At 69.8% G+C, this 22,635-nt stretch carries 23 protein-coding genes; 14 read left to right on the top strand and 9 right to left on the bottom strand.

All coding sequences use genetic code 11. From position 1 onward, the window contains the following. Positions 1-150: 150 nt before the first annotated feature. Genes AORI_RS72380 through AORI_RS72370 form a run of 3 tightly spaced genes read right to left on the bottom strand, consistent with a single transcriptional unit; the run spans position 151 to position 2,934 of the window. Entirely contained in the window at positions 151-636 is a 486-nt protein-coding gene (locus tag AORI_RS72380) for a glutathione peroxidase (protein ID WP_016336571.1), read from the bottom strand. A gap of 16 nt (positions 637-652) precedes the next feature. Continuing rightward, positions 653-2,164, bottom strand: coding sequence for a 1,4-alpha-glucan branching protein domain-containing protein (locus AORI_RS72375; RefSeq protein WP_016336570.1), 1,512 nt, complete (start codon positions 2,162-2,164; stop codon positions 653-655). Continuing rightward, the gene (locus tag AORI_RS72370) at positions 2,161-2,934 is read right to left on the bottom strand and encodes a class I SAM-dependent methyltransferase (RefSeq protein WP_016336569.1); all 774 of its coding nucleotides are present in this window, start codon (positions 2,932-2,934) and stop codon (positions 2,161-2,163) included. Before AORI_RS72370 ends, AORI_RS72375 begins: the two co-directional genes overlap by 4 nt. A gap of 70 nt (positions 2,935-3,004) precedes the next feature. Here AORI_RS72370 and AORI_RS72365 point away from each other — a divergent pair, with 70 nt between their 5' ends. After that, positions 3,005-3,427 carry a hypothetical protein gene (locus AORI_RS72365; protein WP_016336568.1) on the top strand — a complete coding sequence of 141 codons (423 nt, stop codon included), beginning with the start codon at positions 3,005-3,007 and terminating at the stop codon, positions 3,425-3,427. Here the strand turns inward: AORI_RS72365 and AORI_RS72360 are convergent. Beyond that, a complete protein-coding gene (locus AORI_RS72360) occupies positions 3,408-4,259 on the bottom strand; it encodes a DegV family protein (protein ID WP_016336567.1) in 852 nt (283 codons plus the stop codon). The genes AORI_RS72365 and AORI_RS72360 overlap by 20 nt on opposite strands. Positions 4,260-4,502: 243 nt before the next feature. On the opposite strand from AORI_RS72360, the gene AORI_RS72355 reads away from it, so the two are divergent. The 4 genes from AORI_RS72355 to AORI_RS72340 all read left to right on the top strand — a co-directional run bounded on the left by AORI_RS72355 (position 4,503) and on the right by AORI_RS72340 (position 8,129). After that, positions 4,503-5,288, top strand: coding sequence for an electron transfer flavoprotein subunit beta/FixA family protein (locus AORI_RS72355; RefSeq protein ID WP_016336566.1), 786 nt, complete (start codon positions 4,503-4,505; stop codon positions 5,286-5,288). Between the two features lie 26 nt (positions 5,289-5,314). Continuing rightward, positions 5,315-6,274 carry an electron transfer flavoprotein subunit alpha/FixB family protein gene (locus AORI_RS72350; RefSeq protein ID WP_016336565.1) on the top strand — a complete coding sequence of 320 codons (960 nt, stop codon included), beginning with the start codon at positions 5,315-5,317 and terminating at the stop codon, positions 6,272-6,274. 176 nt (positions 6,275-6,450) lie between these two features. Continuing rightward, positions 6,451-7,233, top strand: coding sequence for a GNAT family N-acetyltransferase (locus AORI_RS72345; RefSeq protein WP_016336564.1), 783 nt, complete (start codon positions 6,451-6,453; stop codon positions 7,231-7,233). Continuing rightward, positions 7,230-8,129: a lysophospholipid acyltransferase family protein gene (locus tag AORI_RS72340; protein ID WP_016336563.1), complete on the top strand. Its 900-nt coding sequence runs from the start codon at positions 7,230-7,232 to the stop codon at positions 8,127-8,129. Before AORI_RS72345 ends, AORI_RS72340 begins: the two co-directional genes overlap by 4 nt. Before the next feature lie 225 nt (positions 8,130-8,354). Here the strand turns inward: AORI_RS72340 and AORI_RS72335 are convergent, their stop codons facing one another. Continuing rightward, positions 8,355-9,245: an NADP-dependent oxidoreductase gene (locus AORI_RS72335; protein WP_043849114.1), complete on the bottom strand. Its 891-nt coding sequence runs from the start codon at positions 9,243-9,245 to the stop codon at positions 8,355-8,357. Positions 9,246-9,379: 134 nt separating this feature from the next. Here AORI_RS72335 and AORI_RS72330 point away from each other — a divergent pair, with 134 nt between their 5' ends. The 4 genes from AORI_RS72330 to mnmA are packed head-to-tail and all read left to right on the top strand — an operon-like array spanning position 9,380 to position 14,392. Continuing rightward, a complete protein-coding gene (locus AORI_RS72330) occupies positions 9,380-10,636 on the top strand; it encodes a helix-turn-helix transcriptional regulator (protein WP_016336561.1) in 1,257 nt (418 codons plus the stop codon). An 18-nt stretch (positions 10,637-10,654) separates the two neighbouring features. Continuing rightward, positions 10,655-12,049, top strand: a complete 1,395-nt coding sequence (locus tag AORI_RS72325) for an MFS transporter (RefSeq protein ID WP_228688224.1) — start codon at positions 10,655-10,657, stop codon at positions 12,047-12,049. A gap of 49 nt (positions 12,050-12,098) precedes the next feature. Next, entirely contained in the window at positions 12,099-13,295 is a 1,197-nt protein-coding gene (locus tag AORI_RS72320; protein ID WP_016336559.1) for a cysteine desulfurase family protein, read from the top strand. Between the two features lie 5 nt (positions 13,296-13,300). Further along, positions 13,301-14,392 (top strand): tRNA 2-thiouridine(34) synthase MnmA, encoded by a 1,092-nt coding sequence (mnmA, locus tag AORI_RS72315; protein ID WP_016336558.1) that lies wholly within the window; start codon positions 13,301-13,303, stop codon positions 14,390-14,392. 219 nt (positions 14,393-14,611) lie between these two features. Here the strand turns inward: mnmA and AORI_RS72310 are convergent, their stop codons facing one another. The 3 genes from AORI_RS72310 to AORI_RS72300 all read right to left on the bottom strand — a co-directional run bounded on the left by AORI_RS72310 (position 14,612) and on the right by AORI_RS72300 (position 17,178). Beyond that, positions 14,612-15,055 carry a GNAT family N-acetyltransferase gene (locus AORI_RS72310; protein WP_016336557.1) on the bottom strand — a complete coding sequence of 148 codons (444 nt, stop codon included), beginning with the start codon at positions 15,053-15,055 and terminating at the stop codon, positions 14,612-14,614. After that, positions 15,052-16,089 carry an MBL fold metallo-hydrolase gene (locus AORI_RS72305; protein WP_016336556.1) on the bottom strand — a complete coding sequence of 346 codons (1,038 nt, stop codon included), beginning with the start codon at positions 16,087-16,089 and terminating at the stop codon, positions 15,052-15,054. Before AORI_RS72305 ends, AORI_RS72310 begins: the two co-directional genes overlap by 4 nt. A gap of 282 nt (positions 16,090-16,371) precedes the next feature. Next, entirely contained in the window at positions 16,372-17,178 is an 807-nt protein-coding gene (locus AORI_RS72300; protein WP_043848326.1) for an LURP-one-related family protein, read from the bottom strand. A 120-nt stretch (positions 17,179-17,298) separates the two neighbouring features. Between AORI_RS72300 and AORI_RS72295 the strand changes: the two genes are divergently transcribed. Genes AORI_RS72295 through AORI_RS84640 form a run of 5 tightly spaced genes read left to right on the top strand, consistent with a single transcriptional unit; the run spans position 17,299 to position 21,794 of the window. After that, positions 17,299-18,336 (top strand): methionine synthase, encoded by a 1,038-nt coding sequence (locus AORI_RS72295; protein ID WP_016336554.1) that lies wholly within the window; start codon positions 17,299-17,301, stop codon positions 18,334-18,336. A gap of 22 nt (positions 18,337-18,358) precedes the next feature. After that, complete coding sequence (locus tag AORI_RS72290) at positions 18,359-19,051, top strand: hypothetical protein (RefSeq protein WP_043848325.1); 693 nt, start codon at positions 18,359-18,361, stop codon at positions 19,049-19,051. 10 nt (positions 19,052-19,061) lie between these two features. After that, positions 19,062-21,182 (top strand): NAD-dependent DNA ligase LigA, encoded by a 2,121-nt coding sequence (ligA, locus tag AORI_RS72285; protein ID WP_016336552.1) that lies wholly within the window; start codon positions 19,062-19,064, stop codon positions 21,180-21,182. Beyond that, positions 21,175-21,669 (top strand): GNAT family N-acetyltransferase, encoded by a 495-nt coding sequence (locus AORI_RS72280; RefSeq protein ID WP_016336551.1) that lies wholly within the window; start codon positions 21,175-21,177, stop codon positions 21,667-21,669. Before ligA ends, AORI_RS72280 begins: the two co-directional genes overlap by 8 nt. Next, positions 21,669-21,794 carry a hypothetical protein gene (locus AORI_RS84640; protein ID WP_267283964.1) on the top strand — a complete coding sequence of 42 codons (126 nt, stop codon included), beginning with the start codon at positions 21,669-21,671 and terminating at the stop codon, positions 21,792-21,794. Before AORI_RS72280 ends, AORI_RS84640 begins: the two co-directional genes overlap by 1 nt. Before the next feature lie 149 nt (positions 21,795-21,943). Here the strand turns inward: AORI_RS84640 and AORI_RS72275 are convergent, their stop codons facing one another. Next, positions 21,944-22,597 (bottom strand): ACT domain-containing protein, encoded by a 654-nt coding sequence (locus AORI_RS72275; RefSeq protein WP_016336550.1) that lies wholly within the window; start codon positions 22,595-22,597, stop codon positions 21,944-21,946. Between the last annotated feature and the right edge of the window lie 38 nt (positions 22,598-22,635).

Here is a 22,635-nt window from a genome sequence, read left to right as displayed (position 1 = left end):
GTGGCGCCATAGTGCAATCGGGTATGGCGCTTCACCCGGGAATGTCAGCGTTTCCCTTGTGTGGCAAGGGTTTGTGATCGAGCAACCGGCCATCGCGCGAGCGGCGGGGATATTCGGGGACTTTGGTCACCGAATTCCCGGGAAAAGGAATCAGCCGATCGCGGCGTCGATCGCCTTGGTGATCGTCTCGTCTTCGGGTTCGGTGCGCGGGCGGAATCGGCCCACCACTTCACCGGACGGCGCGACGAGGAACTTCTCGAAGTTCCACTGGACGTCGCCGGCGGCGCCCTCCGCGTCGGCCGCCTTGGTCAGTTCGGCGTAGAGCGGGTGACGGCTTTCCCCGTTCACGTCCAGCTTTTCGAACAGCGGGAACGAAACGCCGTACGTCGTCGAGCAGAAGGTCTGGATCTCCTCCGCGGTGCCCGGCTCCTGGCCCGCGAACTGGTTGCACGGGAACCCGACGACGGAGAAACCCTTGTCCGCGTAACGTTCCTGAAGCTTCTCCAGTCCGGTGTACTGCGGCGTCAGCCCGCATTTCGACGCCACGTTCACCACCAGCAGCGTCTTGCCTTCGAGCGCGCCGAGCGTGGTGTCCTCGCCCGCGAGCGTCTTCAGCGGAATGTCGTGGATCCCCATGGTGATGCCCCTTTCGTCATTTCCTCAGCAGATCACGCGCGTCGACGTGACCGAACGGCCCGTCGTCGCGCCGGAACGCGGCCGCGGTCTCCCGCGCGCGGTCGAGCGCACCGTCCCGGAGCAGTCCGGCGAGCGTGTCGAACCGTTCCGTGTGCACTTTCGCCCGCCGCCGCGCGTAATCGGCGGCGGAGTCCTTGGTGACCATGAACGCCCAGTCGCTCGAAAGCGCCAGCATCGCTTCGGCCACGGCCTGATCGCGGACGGAGTCACGCGTCGTGGTGTCCATTCCGGCGACGAGGTCGAGCATCCGGTCCTGTAGGGCGGTGTTGTCCCGCACCATGTCGGCGACCTGCTCGCCGTCCCAGACCCGCCAGTCCTTGCCCGAGCCCCACGACGACGCCGGGAGATCGACCTTCCCGCCGAGATGACCGGCTTCGAGCGCGCCCTTGAGCGTCGTGACGCGGACGCCTGCTTCGGGCAGCGCGCGCAGGACGCCTTCGAGCCAGGCCGGGCCCTCGTGCCACCAGTGTCCGAAGAGTTCGGTGTCGTACGCGGCGACGACGAGCGATTCGCGGCCGTGCTCGGCCTTGAGCGAGCGCAGGCGGGCGACGACGGTGTCGACGAAGTCCTGGACGTGGCCGCCGAGGGTGGCCGTCGCCATCGCCGGGTCGTACGGCGCCTTGTCCGGCGGTTCGACGGTCTTGCCGGTCACCCGCGAGGGTTTGAGGCCGACTTCGTGGGCCCAGGTGTGGAAGTCGCGATAGGCGGCGTGGCCGGGATATCCGGCCTTCGGTGACCAGACGCGGTACGTGACTTCGAGGTCGCGGCCGAAACACACGACGTCGGAATCGCCGACGGTCCGGGCCGCCGAGGTGTCACCGTGCAGGGAAGGACCGTCGACCATGAACCGCTGGACGCCCGCGGCGGCGTAGCCGGTTTCCATACCGGGCGCGTAGCCGCATTCGGGTGCCCAAATGCCTTCGGGACGCCGTCCGATCCGCAGCGCGGTGTCGGCCAGGCCGCCGCGCAGCATGAAGTCGCGGACCGCCGGGTCGAGCAGCGGCTGGAACGGATGCGCCAGCGGGCCGCCGAGCAGTTCGATCGTCCCGTTGTCCACAAAGGACCGAAGGATCGGTGAGAAACCGTGCCGCCAGCGGGTTTCGAGCTCTTCCGAGGCCTTGATCGCCGTCCGGTACTCACTCGCCGCGAGGTCGCGCAGCAGCGGGTCGCCGCGCCACAGCGTGGACGCGTGCCAGGAGCGCAGCTGCCAGTGGCCGAGCCAGTCGTGGAAGGCGTCGATGCTGTACGGGTCGTCGAGCTGGGCGGCGAGGATCGGCGTCATCCCGAGGGTGAGGACGTCTTCGCGGCCCTCGTCGGCGAAGCGGCGCAAGAGATCGACCATCGGCAGGTAGGAATGCGCCCACGCCTGGTAGAGCCATTCCTCGCCGACCGGCCAGGATCCGTGGTGCGGCAGCCACGGCAGATGGCTGTGCACGACGAGGCAGAACGTGCCTTCGTACTCGCTCATCGGCGCACCGCCACGGCGACCAGGTCGAGGCTGGCGTCGAGTTCTTCACCGTGGATCGCGAAGTCCGCGGCCTTGATGCCTTCGACGTCGGCGAGCAGTTCCGCCGGCCAGGTCGCCTGCCCGGGCAGCTGCCCCATGACGACGTCGAGCTGGGCGTCGATGATCGAACCGCCGTACTTGGCGTCGAGCTTCGCCACGCCTTCGCCGTGGTGGAGCCCGTGCAGCGTCTCGACCTCGAAACCGGCGTCGCGCAGCAGTTCGTCCAATTCGGACGGTGCGAGTTCCCTGGTGTGGAACGGGTTGAGCGGGGTGTCGCTGTCCGGGGTGAAGGTCAGCCGGTTGGGCGTGGTGACGATCAGCCGTCCGCCGGGGGAGAGCACGCGCCGGCATTCGGCGAGGAAGGCACCCTGATCCCAGAGGTGCTCGATCACCTGGAAGTTGGCGACGACGTCGACCGACGCGTCCCGCAGCGGCAGGAACACCAGGTTCGCCCTCGCCACGCCGATGCCGGGGTAGCGCCGGGCGACGTGCTCGGTGGTGGGGACGTCGTAGTCGAGGGCGAGCACCCGCTCGGCCACGGTGGCGATGAGCCCGGCGCCGTAGCCCTCGCCGCAGCCTGCCTCCAGGACGGTCTTGCCCTCGCACAGCGGCAGGAGCTTTTGATACGCGGCCTCGTGACGGCGGTACCAATAGTTTTCCTCGGCGATGCCCGGCACGGTGCGTTCACCGGTGAGGTGCAGCGCTTCGGCCCTGGTGGCTGGGGTGGTCACGCCGCGACCCTACCGGCCGGTCACTTCGGCCCGCGTGTCACGTTTCGCGGCGCCACGCAGTCCAGGAGGTATGCAACGGACATTCACCCGCGTACTGCTCGTCGTCTTCGGCCTCATCGAACTGCCCGTGGGGCTGTGGCCGCTGTTCAGCCCGGAGGGCTTCTACCGGAACTTCCCGGGGTTCCGCACCGGCTGGGTGGCGATGGACGGCCCCTTCAACGAACACCTGATCCAGGACTTCGGCGGCCTCAACCTGGCGCTCGCCGCGATCCTGATCGGCGCCGCCGTGATCGGGACGACCGCGGTGGCCAGGCTCGCCGCGCTCGCCACCTTCTGCTTCGGACTGCCGCACTTCCTCTACCACCTGGGCCACGTCTCGCATTTCGAGCCGGTGGACCAGGTGCTGATCGTCGCGACGACCGCGCTGGGCGCGGTGCTCCCGGTGGTGCTGGCGCTGATCCCGTCGAAGCGGGCTACACCGGCGACACCGTGATGCCGATGGCACCCGGCCCGAGGTGGGCGCCGAGGATCATGCTGGCGTCCACCAGGGTGCTGTCGACCATATGCGGCAGCCGCGCCCGCAGCCGCCCGCCGATCTCGAGGTCGCGCTCGTCCGGGCCGAACCGGGTGATGGCGACCTCCACCTCCTGATCGCCCGCGCATTCCACCGCGAGGTCGACGAGTTTGTTGAGCGCCCGCCGCTGGCCCGGCACCCGGGTCAGCGGGGCGACCTCGCCGTTCTTCAGGGTCAGCAGGGGTTTGATCGAGAACGCGGAGCCGAGGAACGCCTGCGCCGCGCCGATCCGGCCGCCGCGGCGGAGGAACTCCAGCGTGTCGACGTAGAGGATCTCCCGGCTGCCGCGGAAGCGGCGTTCGGCCGCGTCGATGACGCGGGTGGCCTGCCCGCCGGCGGCGGCGACCTTGGCCGCCGAGGTCGCCGCGAAACCGAGACTCATCCCGGTGGTCCCGCTGTCGAGGACGTGCACGGGGATGTTCACCTGCTGGGCGGCCTCGCGGGCGGCGTTCACCGTCTCCGACATCCGTCCCGAGATGTGGATGCTGACGATCGCGGACGCGCCCTTGCTCGCGGCGTCCTGGAACGCCCAGAAGAACGCGGCGACCTCGGGCGGTGCCGTCTTCACCGGCGTCCCCGCCCGCAGATGGCCGATGATTTCCTCGCGGTCGTAGCGGTTCTCCTCGTCGAACTGCTCTCCGACCTGCAGTTGGACCTGAACGACGCCGATTCCCCAGCGTTCGGCGACCGGGGCGGGAAGGCAGGCGGTCGAGTCCGTGATCACGGCGACAGGGCCGGGCATGGAACGCATGGTGGGGCAGGTTATCCCTTCACCATCTCCGCGCGTACCCCGGAATACGGCCGTTCGGGTTAGTCGGCCGGTTACACTCACTTCCGGGTGAATTACCTGGACGATGGTCCCACTAAAACGTGCATCCAGGTGAATGAGGTCACCTCGGCGGGCCGCGGCACTGAAATGGCCCTAATCTACCGGCCAGTAGAGCTGTTGCCCCGTGGCCGACGCCGGCCACTAACGGGAGGTCGAAGTAGACCCATGACGAACATCGTTGTCCTGGTCAAGCAGGTACCGGACACCTACTCGGAGCGGAAGCTCTCCGGTGCCGACAACACTCTTGACCGCGAATCCGCCGACGCCGTGCTCGACGAGATCAACGAGAAGGCCGTCGAAGAAGCACTGAAGATCAAGGAAGCCGGCGAGGGCGAGGTCACCGTCGTCTCGGTGGGTCCCGACCGTGCGACCGACGCGATCCGCAAGGCGCTGTCCATGGGCGCTGACAAGGCCATCCACGTCTCCGACGAGGCCCTGCACGGTTCCGACGCGATCGCCACCGCCAAGGTGCTGGCCGCCGCGATCTCGAAGGTCGAAGGCTTCGACCTGGTCATCACCGGTAACGAGGCCTCCGACGGCCGCGGTGGCGCCGTGCCGGCGATCATCGCCGAGCTGCTCGGCCTGCCGCAGCTGACCCACGTGAACGAGCTGACCGTCGACGGCACCTCGATCAAGGCCGACCGCTACACCGAGGACGGCGTCACGCACCTCGAGGCGAACCTGCCCGCGGTGGTGAGCGTCGGCGAGAAGATCAACGAGCCGCGCTACCCCTCCTTCAAGGGCATCATGGCCGCCAAGAAGAAGCCGGTCGAGACGCTGACCGTCGCCGACCTGGGTGTCGACGCGGGCGAGGTCGGCCTCGGCAACGCGTGGTCGTCCGTGCTCGAAGCCTCCCCGAAGCCGCCGCGCACCGCCGGTGAGCGCGTCGAGGACGAGGGTGACGGCGGCAGCAAGGTGGCCGCCTACCTGGTCGCGCAGAAGCTCATCTGAGACAGGTTTCGAGGAGGAATAGGGAAATGGCTGAAGTACTCGTCCTCGTCGACCACGTCGACGGTGAAGTCAAGAAGGTCACGCTCGAGCTGCTGACCGCCGCTCGTGAACTGGGTGAGCCGTCCGCGGTCGTCGTCGGCCCGACCGGCACCGCCGCCAAGGCGAAGGAAGCCCTCGCCGCGCACGGCGCCGCCAAGGTGTACGTCGCCGAGGGCGACAACGCCACCGGCTTCCTGGTCACCCCGAAGGTGGACGTCCTCGCCGCGCTGGCGGAGCGGACCTCCCCGGCCGCCGTGCTCGTCGCGGCCAGCGCCGAAGGCAAGGAGGTGTCCGCCCGGGTCGCGGTCCGCCTCGGCTCCGGCCTGCTGTACGACGCCGTCGGCGTGAACGGCGACGGCAGCGTCGACCAGTCCATCTTCGGTGGCGCGTTCTCGGTGAAGTCCAAGTCCACCAAGGGTGTCCCGGTCATCTCGGTCCGCCCGGGCGCGGTCGAGGCCGCCCCGGCCGAGGGTGCGGCCGCCGAGGAGACCGTCGAGGTCCCCGCGGGCGACCCGGCGAAGTCCGCCAGGATCACCGGTGTCGAGCCGATCGTCGGCGGCGACCGGCCGGAGCTGACCGAGGCGTCGGTCGTCGTCTCCGGTGGCCGCGGTGTCGGCTCGGCCGACAAGTTCGACGTCGTCGAGGCGCTCGCCGACTCGCTCGGTGCCGCCGTCGGTGCTTCCCGCGCCGCCGTCGACTCGGGCTACTACCCGGCGCAGTTCCAGGTCGGCCAGACCGGTAAGACGGTCTCGCCGCAGCTGTACATCGCGCTGGGCATCTCGGGCGCGATCCAGCACCGCGCCGGTATGCAGACCTCGAAGACCATCATCGCGGTCAACAAGGACGCCGAGGCGCCGATCTTCGAGATCGCCGACTTCGGTGTGGTGGGCGACCTGTTCAACGTCGCGCCGCAGCTGACCGAAGAGGTCCAGAAGCGCAAGGGCTGAGTCCTTCGTTCGAAGAGGGGCCGTCCGGGATTTATTTCCCGGACGGCCCCTTTTCCGTGACCGGGAAGTGACTTCCCAGCCTGAGAGAAGCCTGAGAACCCGCAATTAACTGAACGTGCACTAATCGGCCATCAGGCGCATTGTCGTTGGTACCCCTCCAGGGGTAGACCTGGGTCATGACGACGTCACAGCTCCTCGTCAGTACTGACCAGGCAGGTGTCGAACTCCCGGCCGACGCGCCGCGTTACTCCCTCCTCGTGGCGAACGGAAACGAAGAAGTCGTCGCCGCACAGCGTCTTCGCCATCAGGTGTTCGCCGAGGAAATGGGAGCGACGCTCAATTCGCTCGAACCCGGTCTCGACGTCGACTACTTCGACGAGTTCTGCGATCACCTCGTGGTGCGCGACGACAACACCGGCGAGATCGTGGGCACGTACCGGATGTTGCCGCCCGACCGGGCCGCACGGGCGGGAAAACTGTATTCCGACAGCGAATTCGATCTCACCGCGCTCGATTCGCTGCGCCCTTCACTGGTCGAGACGGGGCGTTCGTGCGTGCACCCCGACCACCGCAGCGGCGCCGTGGTGAGCCTCGTGTGGGCGGGGATCGGACGCTACATGCTGCTGGCCGGGCACCGGTATCTCGCGGGCTGCGCGTCCGTGCCGCTGACCGACGGCGGGATCTACGCGGCGGGAGTCTGGGATGTCCTGCGCGCCAAGCACTACGCGGATGAATCCCTTCGGGTGACGCCGCTGAACCCGTGGCTGTCCGAGGACATCGAGCGGCCCTCCCGCGCGATCCTCCCGCCGCTCATCAAGGGCTACACCCGCCTCGGGGCGAAGATCTACGGCCCGCCCGCGCTCGACGCGGATTTCGGCGTCGCGGACTTCTTCGTCCTGCTGGATCTGCACAACGTCGACGAGCGGTACCTCAAGTTCTTCCTGGGAGAGCAGGGATGAGCCACGCCTGGATGCCGAAGTCGCCGTGTGGCGACGGCTGCCTGACCGAAGGGGCGCCGACGGTGGCGTTCGGCCGGCGGGTCCTGCGGTTCACCGCCGCGATCGGCGTCATCTTCGGCGCCTTCCTCTCGGCGCCGCTGGTGCTCGTGCTGCGCGGCATGCCCCGGGAACGGTTGGTGCGCCTGCTTTTCGCGGGGATCCTTCGCTCGTTCGGGGTGAAGCTGCGCGTGCTCGGTGACGAGCGGTTCCGCGCGGTGCCCGGCCGCGGCGCGCTCGTGGTGAACAACCACATCTCGTGGCTGGACATCATCGCGGTCAACGCCGTGCAGCCGATGCGGGCGCTCGCGAAGAAGGAGGTCGGCGCCTGGCCGGTGCTCGGCCTGCTCGTCCGCCGCGGCGGCAGCATCTTCCTCGACCGGGAGAACCTGCGGAGCCTCCCCGCGACGATGGACGAACTCGCCGACGCCATGCGCGGCGGATCACTCGTCAGCGTGACTCCGGAAGGCACCACCTGGTGCGGTCTCGGCTCGGGCCGGTTCCGCCCCGCGACCTTCCAGGCCGCGATCGACGGCGGTGTCCCGGTGCGGCCGCTCGCGCTGCGGTTCCGGCTCGCCGACGGACGGGAGACGACGCAGCCGGCGTTCATCGGGCCGGAGTCGCTCATCGCGTCGCTGCGGCGGGTCGCGGCCCTGCGTGGTCTGGTGCTGGAGGTGCACGTGTGCCCGGAGATCGCGCCGGGCCGCGCTTCGGACCGCCGGGAACTGGCGGCGCTGGCGGAATCCGCGGTGCAGGCCGCTCTCGGTCGGGTGCAGATCCCGGCTCAGCGGCGGCGGCGGGCTCCGGCCGCCGCTCCCGCTCCGGCCGCCGCTCCCGCTCCCAAGGCGGTCTCGCAGTAACTCCCGGATGTGTCATGAAAGGGTCGTTCAAGACGTTTTTCGTCCTGAACGACCCTTTCATGACATCCGCCACGGGTCGTGCGACCGCCGCGGCAGCTGTGGCTTCGGTCGAGGTGGTCGTGAAGGTCCCTCTCCGCACCTCACGTGCGCTAGGAACGGTCCTTTCCTGGCAAATTTCGCAAGGAAAGGACCGTTCCTGGCATCCGGGGTTGACACAGCCCGGCATCACTCCAAGACCAGCGTGATCTTCCCGCCCGCGTGCCCCGTCGCGCTTTCCCGGTGCGCCGAGGCGGCATCGGCGAGCGCGTAACTCGAACCCAGCTTCAGCTTCAGCCCCCGCGCGACCAGATCCTCAAGAACCGCTTGAGTTTCCGCCCCGCCCGCCGAGAACTTCAGTCCCTGCGCGTAGGCCGCCGGGTCCGCGATGGTGATCAGCCGGTCGGGCGAGCCGAGCAGCTCGACGGAATCACCCAGGACGCCGAAACCCGCGGCGTCGAAGACCGCGTCGACACCGTCCGGCGCGACCGAGCGGACCCGGGAGACCCACCCGTCGCCGTACTGGACCGGCACCGCGCCGAGCTCCTTCACCTCGTCGAGCGACGAGGCCCCGGCGAGCCCGACGACCGTGGCGCCCAGCGCGACGGCGGCCTGCGTCGCGATCCGGCCGACCTGGCCGCTCGCGCCGTGGATCACCACGGTCTCGCCCGGTTTGACCTCGAGTTCGCCCAGCACCCGCAACGCGGTTTCGCCGGCGATGGGCAGCGCGGCGGCTTCGGCCCACGAAAGCCCGGCGGGTTTGCGGATGACCGTGCTCGCCAGCGCGTACTCCGCGTACGTGCCGGTCTCCGACCAGCCGAAGACCTCGTCCCCGACGGCGAAACCGGCGCCTTCGCCCACCGCGTCCACGACGCCCGCCAGTTCCAGGCCGAGGATGTGCGGGAAGTCGACGGGCCGGACCTCGGCCATCGCGCCGGACCGGATCTTCCAGTCGATCGGGTTGACGCCGGCGGCCTTGACCGCCACCCGCACCTGGCCGGGGCCGGGCTCCGGCAGCGGGGCCTCGTCGAGCCGCAGGACGTCCGGTTCGCCGTACTGGGTGATGGTGATCGCTCGCATGTTCACTCCTGTTCGGATTTCTTCGCTGCGATCAGTCAACCGGCGCCCGGAGCCCGCCCGAACCAGCCGGACGAGCAGTGTTCACTAGCCGGGAGAGCAGCGTTCCCGAGCCGGCACGCGCCTACTGTGGAGTCATGGATCCGCTGCAAGTGCTGAGCCAGGTCGAGTACATGCTCGCCGCTCCGCGTCCCGAACTCCTGCCGCGTTTCTCGGCGACGGCCGCGGCCGTCCTGCCGCATCGCGCCGCCGCGATGGAGACCGGCGACTGCTCGCGTCTGCCCATCAAGGTCGACGGCGACCCGGAGATCACCGGCGCGGTCACGAGCGCGGAGCTTCAGCGGCTCGCCGCCCTCGGCGTCCCGGGCAAGGCCGTGGTGGCCGAAGAGACGCTCGGCGGGAAGCGCCGGAAGCTCGTCGTCCTGACCTCGGCGCCGGTGATCGGCAAGGGCGCGATGATCGCGCTCGTCCCCACCGAGGACGAGCCCGCGGACGGCACGCTGGAGATCGTCGCCAAGCTGTGGGACATCGTCAGCGTGAACGCCGCCCAGCGCGCCACCGACCCCGAGCCCGCCGTCCTGGAGAGCAACATCGCGGCGGCGACCGCGCGGGCGCGGGCGATCACCGATCTGGGGCAGACGCACGCCACGACGCTGACGTCGCTGCTTTCGGTGCTGCGGTCCCGCAGGCTCGGCGACGCCGCCGCCCGGCAGACCGCGACCGACCTCGCCGCGGCCGCCCTGGTCGAGCTGCGCTCGATCGCCGACCGCGACCAGGAACTCTCGGCGGAATCGGCCTCGGAGGCGTTCGGCACCCTCGTCGCGCAGCTGGATCCCTTGGTGCGCCACAACGACGTGTCCGTCGACCTCGCCGGGCCGGACGACGAACGGCCGCTCCCGCAGGACATCGCGCACACCGCCCGCACGGTCTCGCGGGGTCTGGTGCTCGCCGCGCTGGAGCGGGGCAGCACCCGGGTCCGGGCGTCCTGGCGGATCGACGGGCAGAACCTCCGCGTCACCGTGCGCGACGACGGCCCGGACGTCGCCCGCGCCGTACCCGCCACCGGCCTCACCGAGCGGATCACCCCGCTCGGCGGCCGCTGGGAGGTCGACGCCGTCCCGGACTGGGGCGCCACGATCACCGCGGTCCTGCCGCTGGGCGTGCAGGAAACGCCGGAACTGCGCCCGCTGGACCGGCTGAACCCGCGTGAACTCGAAGTCCTCGCCGGGATCGCGCGCGGGAAGCGCAACCGGCAGATCGCCGACGAGCTGGCGCTGACCGAGCACACGGTGAAGTTCCACGTGCGGAAGATCCTCGGGAAGCTCGAAGTCAGCTCTCGCGGCGAGGCCGCCGTGCTGGCGCGTGAGCTGCGCCTGGAGTCCGTCGGCGCTTGACCTCCACCGCGCTGGAGGTTGCAGGCTCGTCGTATGACGATCACTGGGGGCAAGGCGAAGCCGAAGGGTGTGCTGTGGACACCCGAGCACCGCGTGACCACCATCGGGCTGCTGCTCATGGTCACGCTCATCGCGTTCGAAAGCATGGGCGTCGCCACCGCGATGCCGACCATGGTGGCCGACCTCGACGGCCTCGCGCTGTACGCGTGGCCGTTCACCACCTTCCTCGTCGCCAGCGTGGTCGCGACCGTCCTTTCCGGACGCCTCGGCGACCGCAAGGGCCCGGCGCCCGCGCTGCTCGCCGGCACCGCGCTGTTCGCCGCCGGGCTGCTGGTCGCGGGGCTCGCGCACGACATGCCGCTGCTCCTGCTCGGCAGGGCGTTGCAGGGCTTCGGTTCCGGTCTCCTGCTGGTTTCGGTGTCACTGCTGATCGCGCTCACCTTCAGCGACCGGGAACGCCCGGTGATCTACGCGGCCAACGCCGCCGCGTGGGTGCTGCCCGCCGTGATCGGCCCGTCGGTCGCGGGCGTGGTGACCGTGAGCGTCGGCTGGCGATGGGTGTTCCTGGGACTGATCCCGCTGACCGGGATCGGGCTGGCTCTGCTGATCGTCGTCACGCGCAAGCTGCCCCGGCACGCGCCCGCCGAGTCCGCGCGGCGCGCCGGGGTCGTACCTGCGGTGGTCGCCGCCCTCGGCGTCGCCGCGCTCACCTGGGCGGCGCAGCATCCGTCCCTCGCGGCGCTGGCCTACGGCGGCGCCGGCCTGATCGCCCTCGCGTACGCGCTTCGCAAACTCCTGCCCGCCGGGACGCTGTCGTCGCGGCCGGGGTTGCCCACAGTGATCGCTTCGCGCGCGTTGATCGCGGGCGCGTACGCCGGAATGGAGGCGTACCTGCCGCTCACGATGACCGAGGTCCACGGATACAGCCCCGCGCTGGCCGGGCTGCCGCTGACGGTGACCGCGCTGGGCTGGTCGGCGGGGTCGATGCTGCAGGGCCGCATGCTCGACTGGTCGCGCGAAGCGTCCCTGCGGACCGGGTTCGCGCTGGTCGCGGCCGGTCTGGCGATCTTCGTCTTCGTCCCGCTGCCCTCGTTCCCCGGCTGGATGGCGTTCGTGGCGTCGGCGATCGGCGGCTCCGGGATGGGGATCGCGATGCCCGCGATCTCGGTCCTGCTGCTCCGGTACTCGCCGGAGGCGGAACGCGGGTTCAACACCTCGGCACTGCAGCTCGGCGACTGGGTCGGATCGGCCCTGACCATCGGTTTAGGCGGTGTCCTGCTCGCTTCGCTGGCGTCGGCGAAGGAGCCTTCGGTGGCGATCGTGGTGCTTTCGGTCGTGTTGACCGGCATCGCGTTGCTCGGGGTGCGGGTGACCGGCCGGTGGCCGTCGGATATGAGCGCCGCCACCCGCTGATGAGGGTGGGCTTGGTCACGCCCCGGAACGGGCTACCCTGAAGGATGCGATGACCTATCTCGACCACGCGGCGACCACCCCGATGTTGCCCGAAGCCGTAGCGGCGATGTCCGAGGCGCTGTCCACAGTGGGCAACGCCTCCGCGCTGCATTCCTCGGGACGCCGGGCCCGCCGCCGGGTCGAAGAGGCCCGCGAGGTGATCGCGGAGGCGCTGGGCGCCCGGCCGTCCGAGGTGATCTTCACCGCCGGTGGCACCGAGAGCGACAATCTCGCGGTCAAGGGCATCTTCTGGGCCCGCAACGGCGAGGACACCGAGCGCCGCCGGGTGCTGTGCAGCACCGTCGAGCACCACGCCGTCCTCGAGTCCGTCGAGTGGCTGGAGCAGCACGCGGGCGCCGAGATCGTCTGGGTCGAGGTCGACGAAGCGGGCCGGGTCACCCCGGAGTCGCTGCGCACCGCCATCGGCGAAAGCCCGGAGACGGTCGCGCTGGTCACCGTGATGTGGGCGAACAACGAGGTCGGCACGGTCAACCCGATCGCCGAACTCGCCGCCGTCTGCGCCGAGCACGAGATCCCGCTGCACACCGACGCCGTCCAGGCCGTCGGCGCGGTGCCGGTCGACTTCGCCGGAAGCGGCGCCGCGGCGCTGACCCTCACCGCGCACAAGCTCGGCGGCCCGTACGGCGTCGGCGCGCTGCTGCTGGGGCGCGACACGGCGTGCGTGCCGGTGCTGCACGGCGGTGGCCAGGAGCGCAGCGTGCGTTCGGGCACGCTCGACGTCCCCGCGGTGATCGCGTTCGCGACGGCGGTGAAGGCCGCGGTCGAGGGGCGCGAGGAGTACGCGAAACGCGTCGCCGAACTGCGCGACGACCTGATCGAGGCCGTCCGGCGCGAGGTGCCGGACGTGGTGCTCAACGGCGGCGAGGGTGAGCGCCTGCCCACGCACGCCCATTTCACCTTCCCGGGTTGCGCGGGTGACAGCCTGTTGATGCTCCTGGACGCCAAGGGCATCGAATGTTCCACCGGATCGGCGTGCACGGCGGGTGTCGCGCAGCCGAGCCACGTGCTGCTGGCCATGGGTGCCGAACCCGCGGCCGCGCGCGGGTCGCTGCGGTTCTCGTTCGGGCATACCTCGGCACCGGAAGACGTTGAAGCGGTTTCGAGGGAGATCGCGGGCGTCGTCGACAGGGCGAGGCAGGCGGGACTCGCCGGAATGCGCAAGCAGACGCAGAAGCAAGAGGTGTGAGGAAGATGCGCGTACTGGCCGCGATGAGCGGGGGAGTGGACTCGGCGGTGGCCGCCGCGCGCGCCGTGGACGCCGGGCACGAGGTCGTCGGCGTGCACCTGGCGCTGTCGGCGAAGCCCGGCACGCTGCGCACCGGATCCCGCGGCTGCTGCACTATCGAGGACTCCGGCGACGCTCGGCGCGCGGCGGACATCCTCGGCATCCCGTTCTACATCTGGGACTTCGCCGAGCGCTTCACCGAAGAGGTCATCGAGACCTTCGTCGGCGAGTACGCCGCCGGCCGGACGCCGAACCCGTGCGTCACCTGCAACGAGAAGATCAAGTTCGAGGCGTTGCTGGACAAGGCGATGGCGCTGGGCTTCGACGCGGTCGCCACCGGGCACTACGCCCGTCTGTCCCTTGTGGACGGTGTGCCGGAGCTGCGGCGCAGCGTCGACACGGGCAAGGACCAGTCGTACGTGCTGGCTTCGCTCACCCCGGAGCAGCTGCGGCATTCGCTGTTCCCGCTGGGTGATTCGTGGAAGACCGACGTCCGCGCCGAGGCCGCGAGCCGTGGCCTGTCGGTGGCGAAGAAGCCGGACAGCCACGACATCTGCTTCATCCCGGACGGCGACACGAAGAGCTTCCTGGAGAAGCGGCTCGGGCAGCGTCCCGGTCAGCTAGTCGACGCCGAGACCGGCGCCGTGCTCGGTGAGCACACCGGCGTGCACGGTTTCACCGTCGGCCAGCGCAAGGGGCTCGGCATCGAGGCGCCGGCGCCGGACGGGCGGCCGCGCTACGTGCTTTCGCTGGAGCCGGTTTCGGGCACCGTGAAGGTCGGTTCCGCACGGGACCTCGGCGTGGACGTGATCGAGGCGGACCGCCCGATCTGGCCGAGTGAGCGGCCGCTGGACGGCCCCACCGAATGCGTCGTGCAGGTGCGCGCGCACGGCGGGATCGTCGAGGCCGTCGCGGAGGTCTCCGGGGACTCGGTCACCATCCAGCTGCGCGAGCCGCTGCGCGGGGTCGCGCCGGGGCAGGTCGTCGTGCTGTACCGCACCGATGCCGCCGAGGGCGACCTGGTGCTCGGCAGCGCGAAGATCTCCGGGACCCGCTGACCACCCGCATTTCGTCCTCTGAATGCGGGGCAGGGCAAAGTTGGCACGGGACTTGCGTGATTGGAGGCCGAACATTCGAGTGCGGCGTCTAATCACGCGAGTTACGTTTCCGATCACGCGAATCACGTCTTCGCGCTCACGTGAGCCCAGAGGCGAAGGGGCCCTTCGTCGCGTCGGACGCGGCGAAGGGAGCCTTCATCCCACCACCGAGGGCCGGGACTAGAACTTCAGCTTGAAGCCGGTGTGCGTCGCCTCGAAGCCGAGGCGTTCGTAGAACCGGTGCGCGTCCTCGCGTTTCACGTCCGACGTCAGCTGCACGAGGGCGCAGCCCCGCCGCCGCGATTCGTCGATGGCCCACGTCATCAGCTCGCCGCCGAGGCCGGAGCCACGATGGCTCGCCCGCACCCGGACGGCCTCGATCTGCCCGCGCAACGCGCCTTTCCTGGCCAGGCCGGGAATGATCGACAGCTGGAGCGTGCCGACGGCCTCCCCGCCGTCGTCGGCGACGATCAGCAGCTGCGCCGGATCGGCGTCGATCTGCTCGAAGGCCTTCAGATACGGCGTGAGGTCGTCGGCCGAATCACGGGTGCTGCCGATCTGGTCGTCGGCGAGCATCCCGACGATCGCCGCGACGTCTTCCCGGCGCGCTTGACGGATGATCATGAGGCGTAGTGTCGCACCCCGTCGGTCTCGGTCGCGGTGAGTTTCCCTTGGGCCACCAGCAGATCCAGATGCGAACCGGTCTCGAGGACGGCGAGCATCTGGTTGAACGGGTCCATGTCGGGCAGTTCGCGCCGCTTGCGCGTCCAGCCAAGCCGCAGCGCGACCTCGTACGCCGTCGTGACGTCCGCGGTGATCTCGGCGCCCATGACCTCCAGCCGGTCGCGGTGGTGCTCCAGCAATTCGTCCACGCGGGCGTGGACGCTGCCGGTGACGGGACCGTGCGCCGGGAGCATGCGCCGGTCCGGCATCTCGCGGACCAGGCGCAGGGAGTCGAGGTAGTCGCTCAGCGGCAATTCGGTGGGCACCGGCTGGAACCCGATGGACGGCGTGATGTGCGGCAGCACGTGGTCGCCGGAGAACACCAGCCCCGCTTCGTCGTCGACGAAGACGACATGCCCGTCCGTGTGACCCGGCGTGTGCACGACGTCGAACTCGCGGCCGGGCACGATCGCGCGTTTGCCGGGGACGAGCCATTCGTCGGGCTGTTCCCACAGATGCGCCTCGGTGTGCCGGACGCCGCCGAAGGCCCTGGCGAGTTCCTCGACGACGGGGTCCGCGCCACAGCGCCGGAGCAGGCCGACCTGCGCCTCCATCGGGAACCGGTCCGGGTCGCCGGAGCGCACCAGCGACGGCTCTTCCCGTTTCCCGAGCCCGAGTTTGCCGCCGAACTCGCGGCGCAGTTCCACGGCCAGCGTGTAGTGATCGCGATGCACGTGGGTGATCAGGAACTCGTCGATGTCGCCGAGATCCGCGCCGAGCGCCTTCAACCCGCGCGAAAGCCGTTCGCGCGCCGACTCCAGCGCCCAGCCCGAATCCACGAGGACCAGACGGGTGCCGTCGGTGACGACGTAGACGTTGACCGCGCGCAGCGCGTCCTGCGGCAGGGGCAGCGGGATCCGGTGGACCCCGGGCGAAACCGTGTAGACGCCTGGCTCGGCCCAGTCCCGTTCGCCGTCTTCCGGCAACGGCTCCATGGTGACCTCCGTCCCGGACGCACACCGGTGTGCCGCCCAGTCCCACCACTTTGTGCCGCCGGAAGCCGAGTGTCCACTTGAGTGGGGTGAGACCCCGGTCACTACGGAAGGGTGGTTTCGCGTGTCCGGCGGGACGATATGCGTGATCAGGTGGACGACACACGTGTTCAGGGGAACGACGCGCGGCAGACCTGGCTGCGGGCGCGTGTCGTCCCTCCAGTCACGCCTGTCGTCCGTCTGATCACACGTGCCGTCCACTCAGGCACGCGAAGCTGCGCTGCGTCAGCGGTCGTCCTGCTTCAGCGCCGTATCGATGGTCAGCGCCGAAGCGACCACCATCGAAGCCAGCGGATCCCGCAGCGGCCGGTGGATCTCGACGACGTAGTTGTCGGCGGTGGTGAACGCGGCCTTCACGAAACCGCCCCAGGTCTTGGTGATCCGCGCGATCTCGACGTCGGCGTGGTCCTTGATCACGAAGTTCCACGCCCGCCAGTTCTCCGCGAAGATACCGCCGACCTTCTGGCCGTTCACCACGAAACCCAGCCGGATCTTGCCGAAGACGTTCTCCTGCACGATCTCCCCGATGGGGGAGTCGTCGGCCTTCGTCACCAGGAACCGGGATTTGAACACCTTCGCCGGCCGCGTCACCTTCAGCACGGTGCTGTGGTTCGCGTCGCGGATTTCGAAGCGGTGGGTCAGGAACTGGTCGTAGTTCGTGAGCAGCCGGATGGCCTTCTTCAACGTGCTCTGCCCGACCTGGACGACGCCGCCGAGACGGTTGCCGTTCTGGTCGAACACGCCGAACTCGTTCGACATCTCGATGAGTTTCGCGCGCTGGTTGACCACCAGCACGGGTTCGGAGAACAGCGTGCCGCCGCCGACCACCCCGGTGGCCCGGCCCTGCGTGCCCCTCGCCGCCTGCGCCCGGATCTTGTCCGGGTCGGCGGCGCCTTCGATGTCCAGCTCGATCATCTCGGCGTCGTGCGACGGCCGCGTGTTCGCGGTCCAGGCCTGCCCGTCCCACCACCGGTACACCCGGGGGTTCTGCTGGTCGGGATACCAGCCGGCGGGCTGTGGAGAGCTCGTCATGGCAGGTCAGCGTAATGCGCGCGGCGCCTTCTGGGGCCCGCCGACGGCAATTGCGTCGAATGTCCGTGTCCTCCCGTGCCCCGCCTCCCCGCACACTCGGACCAAGGGGAGAATCCGGGTGTGAACGAACGACCCTGGCCGCCGGGAGCGGCGACCGCCATCGGTTCCCTGCCCGGCACCGATCCGGTCGAGGCCGCTTCGATCGTGTTCGGCGAACTGCCCGAATTCCCCTGTATGCCCGAACTTCCCGCCCGCGGTGTCGGCGCCGACATGATCGGCCGGACGGCGGCGTTGCTCGTCGATCTCGCCGTCGAGGTGGTGCCGAGCGGCTATCGCGTCACCGCCCGTCCCGGGCACGATCACCGCCGGGCCCTCGACCTGATGAACTGGGACCTCGACGCCGTCCAGGAGGCCAGGGAGAAGGCGGGGGCGGCGCCGCCCGCCTTCAAGATCCAGGTCGCCGGGCCGTGGACGCTGGCCGCGAACGTCGAACTGCCGCGCGGGCACCGGGTGCTCACCGACAGGGGCGCGCTGCGTGACTTCGCCGCGTCGCTGCTCGACGGTTTGGCCGGGCACGTCGAGGAGCTGAAGTCGCGGATCGGCGCGCCGGTGGTGCTCCAGTTCGACGAGCCGTCGCTGCCCGCGGTCCTCGCCGGAGATCTCCCGACGGCGTCCGGCTACGGCACCGTTCCCGCCGTGCCCGCGCCGGAAGCCCGCGAACTGCTGTCGACGGTGATCTCGGGGGCGGAGCGCATCACCGGTCAGCCGGTCGCGGTGCACTGCTGTGCCGAAAAGCCGCCGATCTCGTTGCTGCGCGCGGCGGGGGCGAAAGCGATCGCGTTCGATTTCGCCTTGCTGAAGGGCGCTCCGCCCGCCTTGCTCGACGAAATCGGCGAGACGCTGGACTCCGGCACGACGCTGATGCTCGGGCTCGTCCCCGCCACCGACCCCGGCGTGCCGGTGGAACTGCGCGACGTGGTCACGCCCGTGCTCAAGCTCGTCGACCGGCTCGGCTTCCGCCGTGAGATCCTCGCGGAGCAGGTCGTGCCGACCTCGGCGTGCGGGCTCGCGGGTGCCACTCCCGAGTGGATGCGGCGCGCGCTCACGCTCAGCCGTGAGGCCGGCAAGGCTTTCACCGAACCGCCTGAAGGCTGGTGAGCGGCGCGGTAGCGTGCCCGTCATGCGTTTGTTCCGCCGTTCCCGCAAGTCCGAGGACGTTCCCGACCCCCGCACCGCTTGGCCGGAGCAGCCGGTCCCCGAGGACGCGGCCGCCGCGGCGGCGACGTTCTGGGAGGCGTGGTTCGCGCTTTTGCCGGAGGTCAGCGCCGCCCTCGGCGATCGTGAACCGCATCGGGTGGAACACGACCTGTGCACCATCGTCGAGGCGCTGCACCCCCGGCTGCATTTCTCCCTCGATCGTGGGCACCGGGCGATCTACTCACTGGTGCTGACCGGTCAGGAGGATCCGGAACTGCGCCCGTACACCGACGCGTGGAAGGCCGCGGCGCCGCCGGAGGACGCGATCTGGGAGTACCACGATTCGGTGCCGCCGGTCCCCGATCCGAGTGAAGTCACCGTCAACCTCGGCGAGACCCGTATCGCGCTCGCCGACGTCCGGGTGACCGCGAAGGTGGACGAAGCGGCAGGCCGGGTGGACGTGACCGTGTTCCATCCGGAGATCGGCGAGCTCACCCCGGAGACCCGGACGACCATGACCTTCCTGCCGCTGGACGCCACGCTGGGTGAGCGGGTCGCGGCCGAGCGGCTGGGCAAGGTCGAGCTGGTGACCGAGGCCCAGGACGGGCAACTGACCCTGCTCGAACTCCGCGAAGTGGTCGGCAGGCTGTCCGGAAATGTCGGTACCCCCGACTAGGGTTACCCCCGTGAGCAGCGAACTTCCCGAAAACATCGAGCCGGCGCAGGACGTCACCGACGTGCCTGCCGACGTCCGTGAACGGCATGCCGAGCTGGCGGAGGAGATCCGCGGGCACCAGTTCCGGTACTACGTGCTGGATTCACCGATCGTGTCCGACGGCCAGTTCGACGAGCTGCTCAACGAACTCCAGGCCATCGAGGACGAGTATCCGGGGCTGGTGACGCCGGAGTCGCCGACGCAGAACGTCGGCGGCACGTTCTCCACCGAGTTCGTCGCGCACGACCACCTCGAGCGCATGCTCAGCCTCGACAACGTCTTCGACCCCGAGGAGTTCGAAGCCTGGGTCGAGCGGGTCCAGAAGGAGATCGGCGCGACGAAGTACCTCGCCGAACTGAAGATCGACGGGCTCGCGATCAACCTGCTGTACGAGAACGGCCGCCTGACCCGCGCGCTGACCAGGGGCGACGGCCGCACCGGCGAGGACGTCACGCTCAACGTCCGCACGCTGGAGCAGGTGCCGGAGCGGCTGACCGGGACGGACGAGTTCCCGGTGCCCGCGCTGGTCGAGATCCGCGGCGAGGTGTACTTCCGCGTCGAGGACTTCCTGGCGCTGAACGCGAAGATGGTGGAGGCGGGCAAGGATCCGTACGCGAACCCGCGCAACACCGCCGCCGGGTCGTTGCGGCAGAAGGATCCCAAGATCACGAAGTCGCGCAACCTGCGGCTGATCTGCCACGGGCTCGGCAAACGCGAGGGCTTCGAGCCGAAGCGCCAGTCCGAGGCGTACGACGCGCTCGCCGCGTGGGGCCTGCCGGTCTCACCGCACAGCAAGGTGCTGACTTCGGGCAAGGAGCTGCTGGAGCACATCCAGTACTGGGGTGAGCACAGGCACGACGCCGAGCACGAGATCGACGGCGTCGTCATCAAGGTCGACGAGGTCGCCCTGCAGCGCCGTCTCGGCACGACGTCGCGCGCGCCGCGCTGGGCGATCGCCTACAAGTACCCGCCGGAAGAGGCGATCACCACCCTCCTGGACATCCAGGTCAACGTCGGCCGCACCGGGCGGGTCACCCCGTTCGCGGTGATGGAGCCGGTGAAGGTGGCCGGATCCACGGTCGCGATGGCGACGCTGCACAACCAGGAAGAGGTCAAACGCAAGGGCGTGCTGATCGGGGACAAGGTCGTCATCCGCAAGGCGGGCGACGTCATCCCCGAGGTGCTCGGCCCGGTCGCCGACGCGCGCACCGGCGAAGAGCGCGAGTTCGTCATGCCGTTGCGCTGCCCCAACTGCGACACCGAACTGGCGTACCAGAAGGAGGGCGACATCGACATCCGTTGCCCGAACGCGCAGTTCTGTCCCGCGCAGCGGCGGGAGCGGCTGTTCCACCTGGCGAGCCGCAACGTCTTCGACATCGAGGTGGTCGGGTACGAGGCCGCGGTGGCTCTGCTGGACGCCGGGGTCGTGCACGACGAGGGCGACATCTTCGACCTGGACGAGGAGAAGCTGCTCCAGGTCGAGCTGTTCCGCACCAAGGCGGGCGAGCTCTCGGCCAACGGGCGCAAACTGCTGGAGAATCTGGAAACCGTCAAGGATCGTCCACTGTGGAGGGTCATCGTCGGGCTGTCGATCCGGCACGTCGGCCCGACGGCCGCGCAGGCCCTCGCCCGGGAATTCGGTTCGCTGGAACGGATCGAGAACGCGTCCGAAGAGGAGCTCGCCGCCGTCGATGGGGTCGGCCCCACCATCGTGCGGGCCGCGAAGGAATGGTTCGAGGTCGATTGGCACCGCGAGATCGTCGAGAAGTGGCGCGCGGCGGGCGTGCGGATGGAGGAGGAGCGCGACGAGTCCGTCCCGCGCAACCTCGAAGGCCTGTCCATCGTCGTCACCGGCTCGCTGAACGACTACTCCCGTGACGAGGCCAAGGAGTTCATCATGGCCCGCGGCGGGAAGGCGGCCGGTTCCGTGTCGAAGAAGACGGCGTTCGTCGTCGTGGGCGACGCGCCGGGCTCGAAGTACGACAAGGCCGTCCAGCTGAAGGTGCCGGTGCTCGACGAGAACGGCTTCCGCGTGCTGCTGGAAGACGGGCCCGAGGCCGCGGCCGAGCTCGCCCTGCCGGCCGATGAGTGACCTGGAGATCCGGCCCGCGCGGCCGGAGGAGCTGACGGCCGTCGGCGAGCTCACGCTGGCCGCGTACTCCGCGGAGCGGAGCCTCGTCGACGGCGTGGGTTACGCCACCGAACTGCTCGACGCCGCCCGGCGGGCGGAGCTGGCGGAACTGCTGGTCGCGGTGGACGGGGACGGCACGCTCGTCGGCACCGTCACCATCGCCCGCCCGGGGACGCCCTTCGCCGAGCTGTCCCGCGAGGGCGAACTGGAGTTCCGGATGCTCGGGGTGCTCCCCTCGGCGACCGGGCGCGGCATCGGCGAGGCCCTGACGAGGGCGGTCATCGCGCGGGCGCGGGAACTCGCCGCCGCGAGGGTGGTGCTGTGCAGCCTGGAGACGATGACGCGGGCGCACCGGCTCTACGAGCGGCTCGGCTTCGTGCGGCTGCCCGAGCGGGACTGGGAGCCGCATCCCGGGGTGTCCCTGATCGCGTACCGCCTGGAGCTTTGATGAAGCCGGCGACGGCGATCACCACCGCCGACATCCTCGCGCTGGAAGGGGCCGGCTGGGAAGCGGACCTGGACGAGATGCGCGATGATCCCCCGGACCGCAAGTGGCGCGAGCCTCGTGAGTAACGCTGCCTGAGCGAAGCTGACCCGCGCTTGGGCCGAGGCGATCTTCGACTCGTGAGCTGACCCCTTCTCGGATGTCATGAAAGGGCCGTTCAGGACGGAAAATGTCCTGAACGGCCCTTTCATGACATCCAGTGAGCGAAACTCGAAGGTCAGCTGTCCAATACGACGGCGACGATCCCCGCGAAGTGCGCCAGCCGCGCCACCTCGGCGGCCCGGAAGTTCGGCCCGCCCGGCCGCGCGACCAGCAGCGCCTTGCCCGGCTTCCCCAGCGGAGTCGCCGCGAGTTCGGTCCCCAGTTCCTTCCACGTCTCCGGCACCCAGGCCTCCTCGGCGTCGAGGATGGTGGCGCGTTCCAGCGGCAGCCACGGCAGGTCGGTGATCGGCGTTTCGGGCGCGGCGTTGGACGACGCCAGCCGGATCGCGCCCGACTCGGCGTGCTCGACGACGACGGCCCAGCCCGCCCGGATGATCCTCGGCACACCTTCGGCGAGGATCTCCAGCCCCGAAGCGGGCTTCGCGGCGATCTCCTCGACCAGTTCGAGCTCACGATGGGTGTCCAGCACCCCGGCGTACGGCCGGACGGCGTCGACCTCGACCCCGTCGACGCTTTCGGCGGCGGTGATCAGCGCGTCCGGCAGCCTGCCGGAGGGGATTTCGACGACGAGGTCGTCGATGGCGACACCGCCGCCCCGTTCGACGACGTCCACGCTCAGGATGTCGGCGCCGACGGTGCCGAGCGCGGTGGCGACCGCGCCGAGGGTCCCCGGGGTGTCCGGTAACTGGACCCGGATCAGGAACGACACACGCGCCCCTCTCGCCTCAGGCGTCCCAGCCTCGCCGT

Source organism: Amycolatopsis keratiniphila, assembly GCF_000400635.2.
GTDB classification, from domain to species: domain Bacteria; phylum Actinomycetota; class Actinomycetes; order Mycobacteriales; family Pseudonocardiaceae; genus Amycolatopsis; species Amycolatopsis keratiniphila.
The sequence above is the reverse complement of the archived record's forward strand: the minus strand, read 5'-3'. Positions and strand labels throughout refer to the sequence as shown.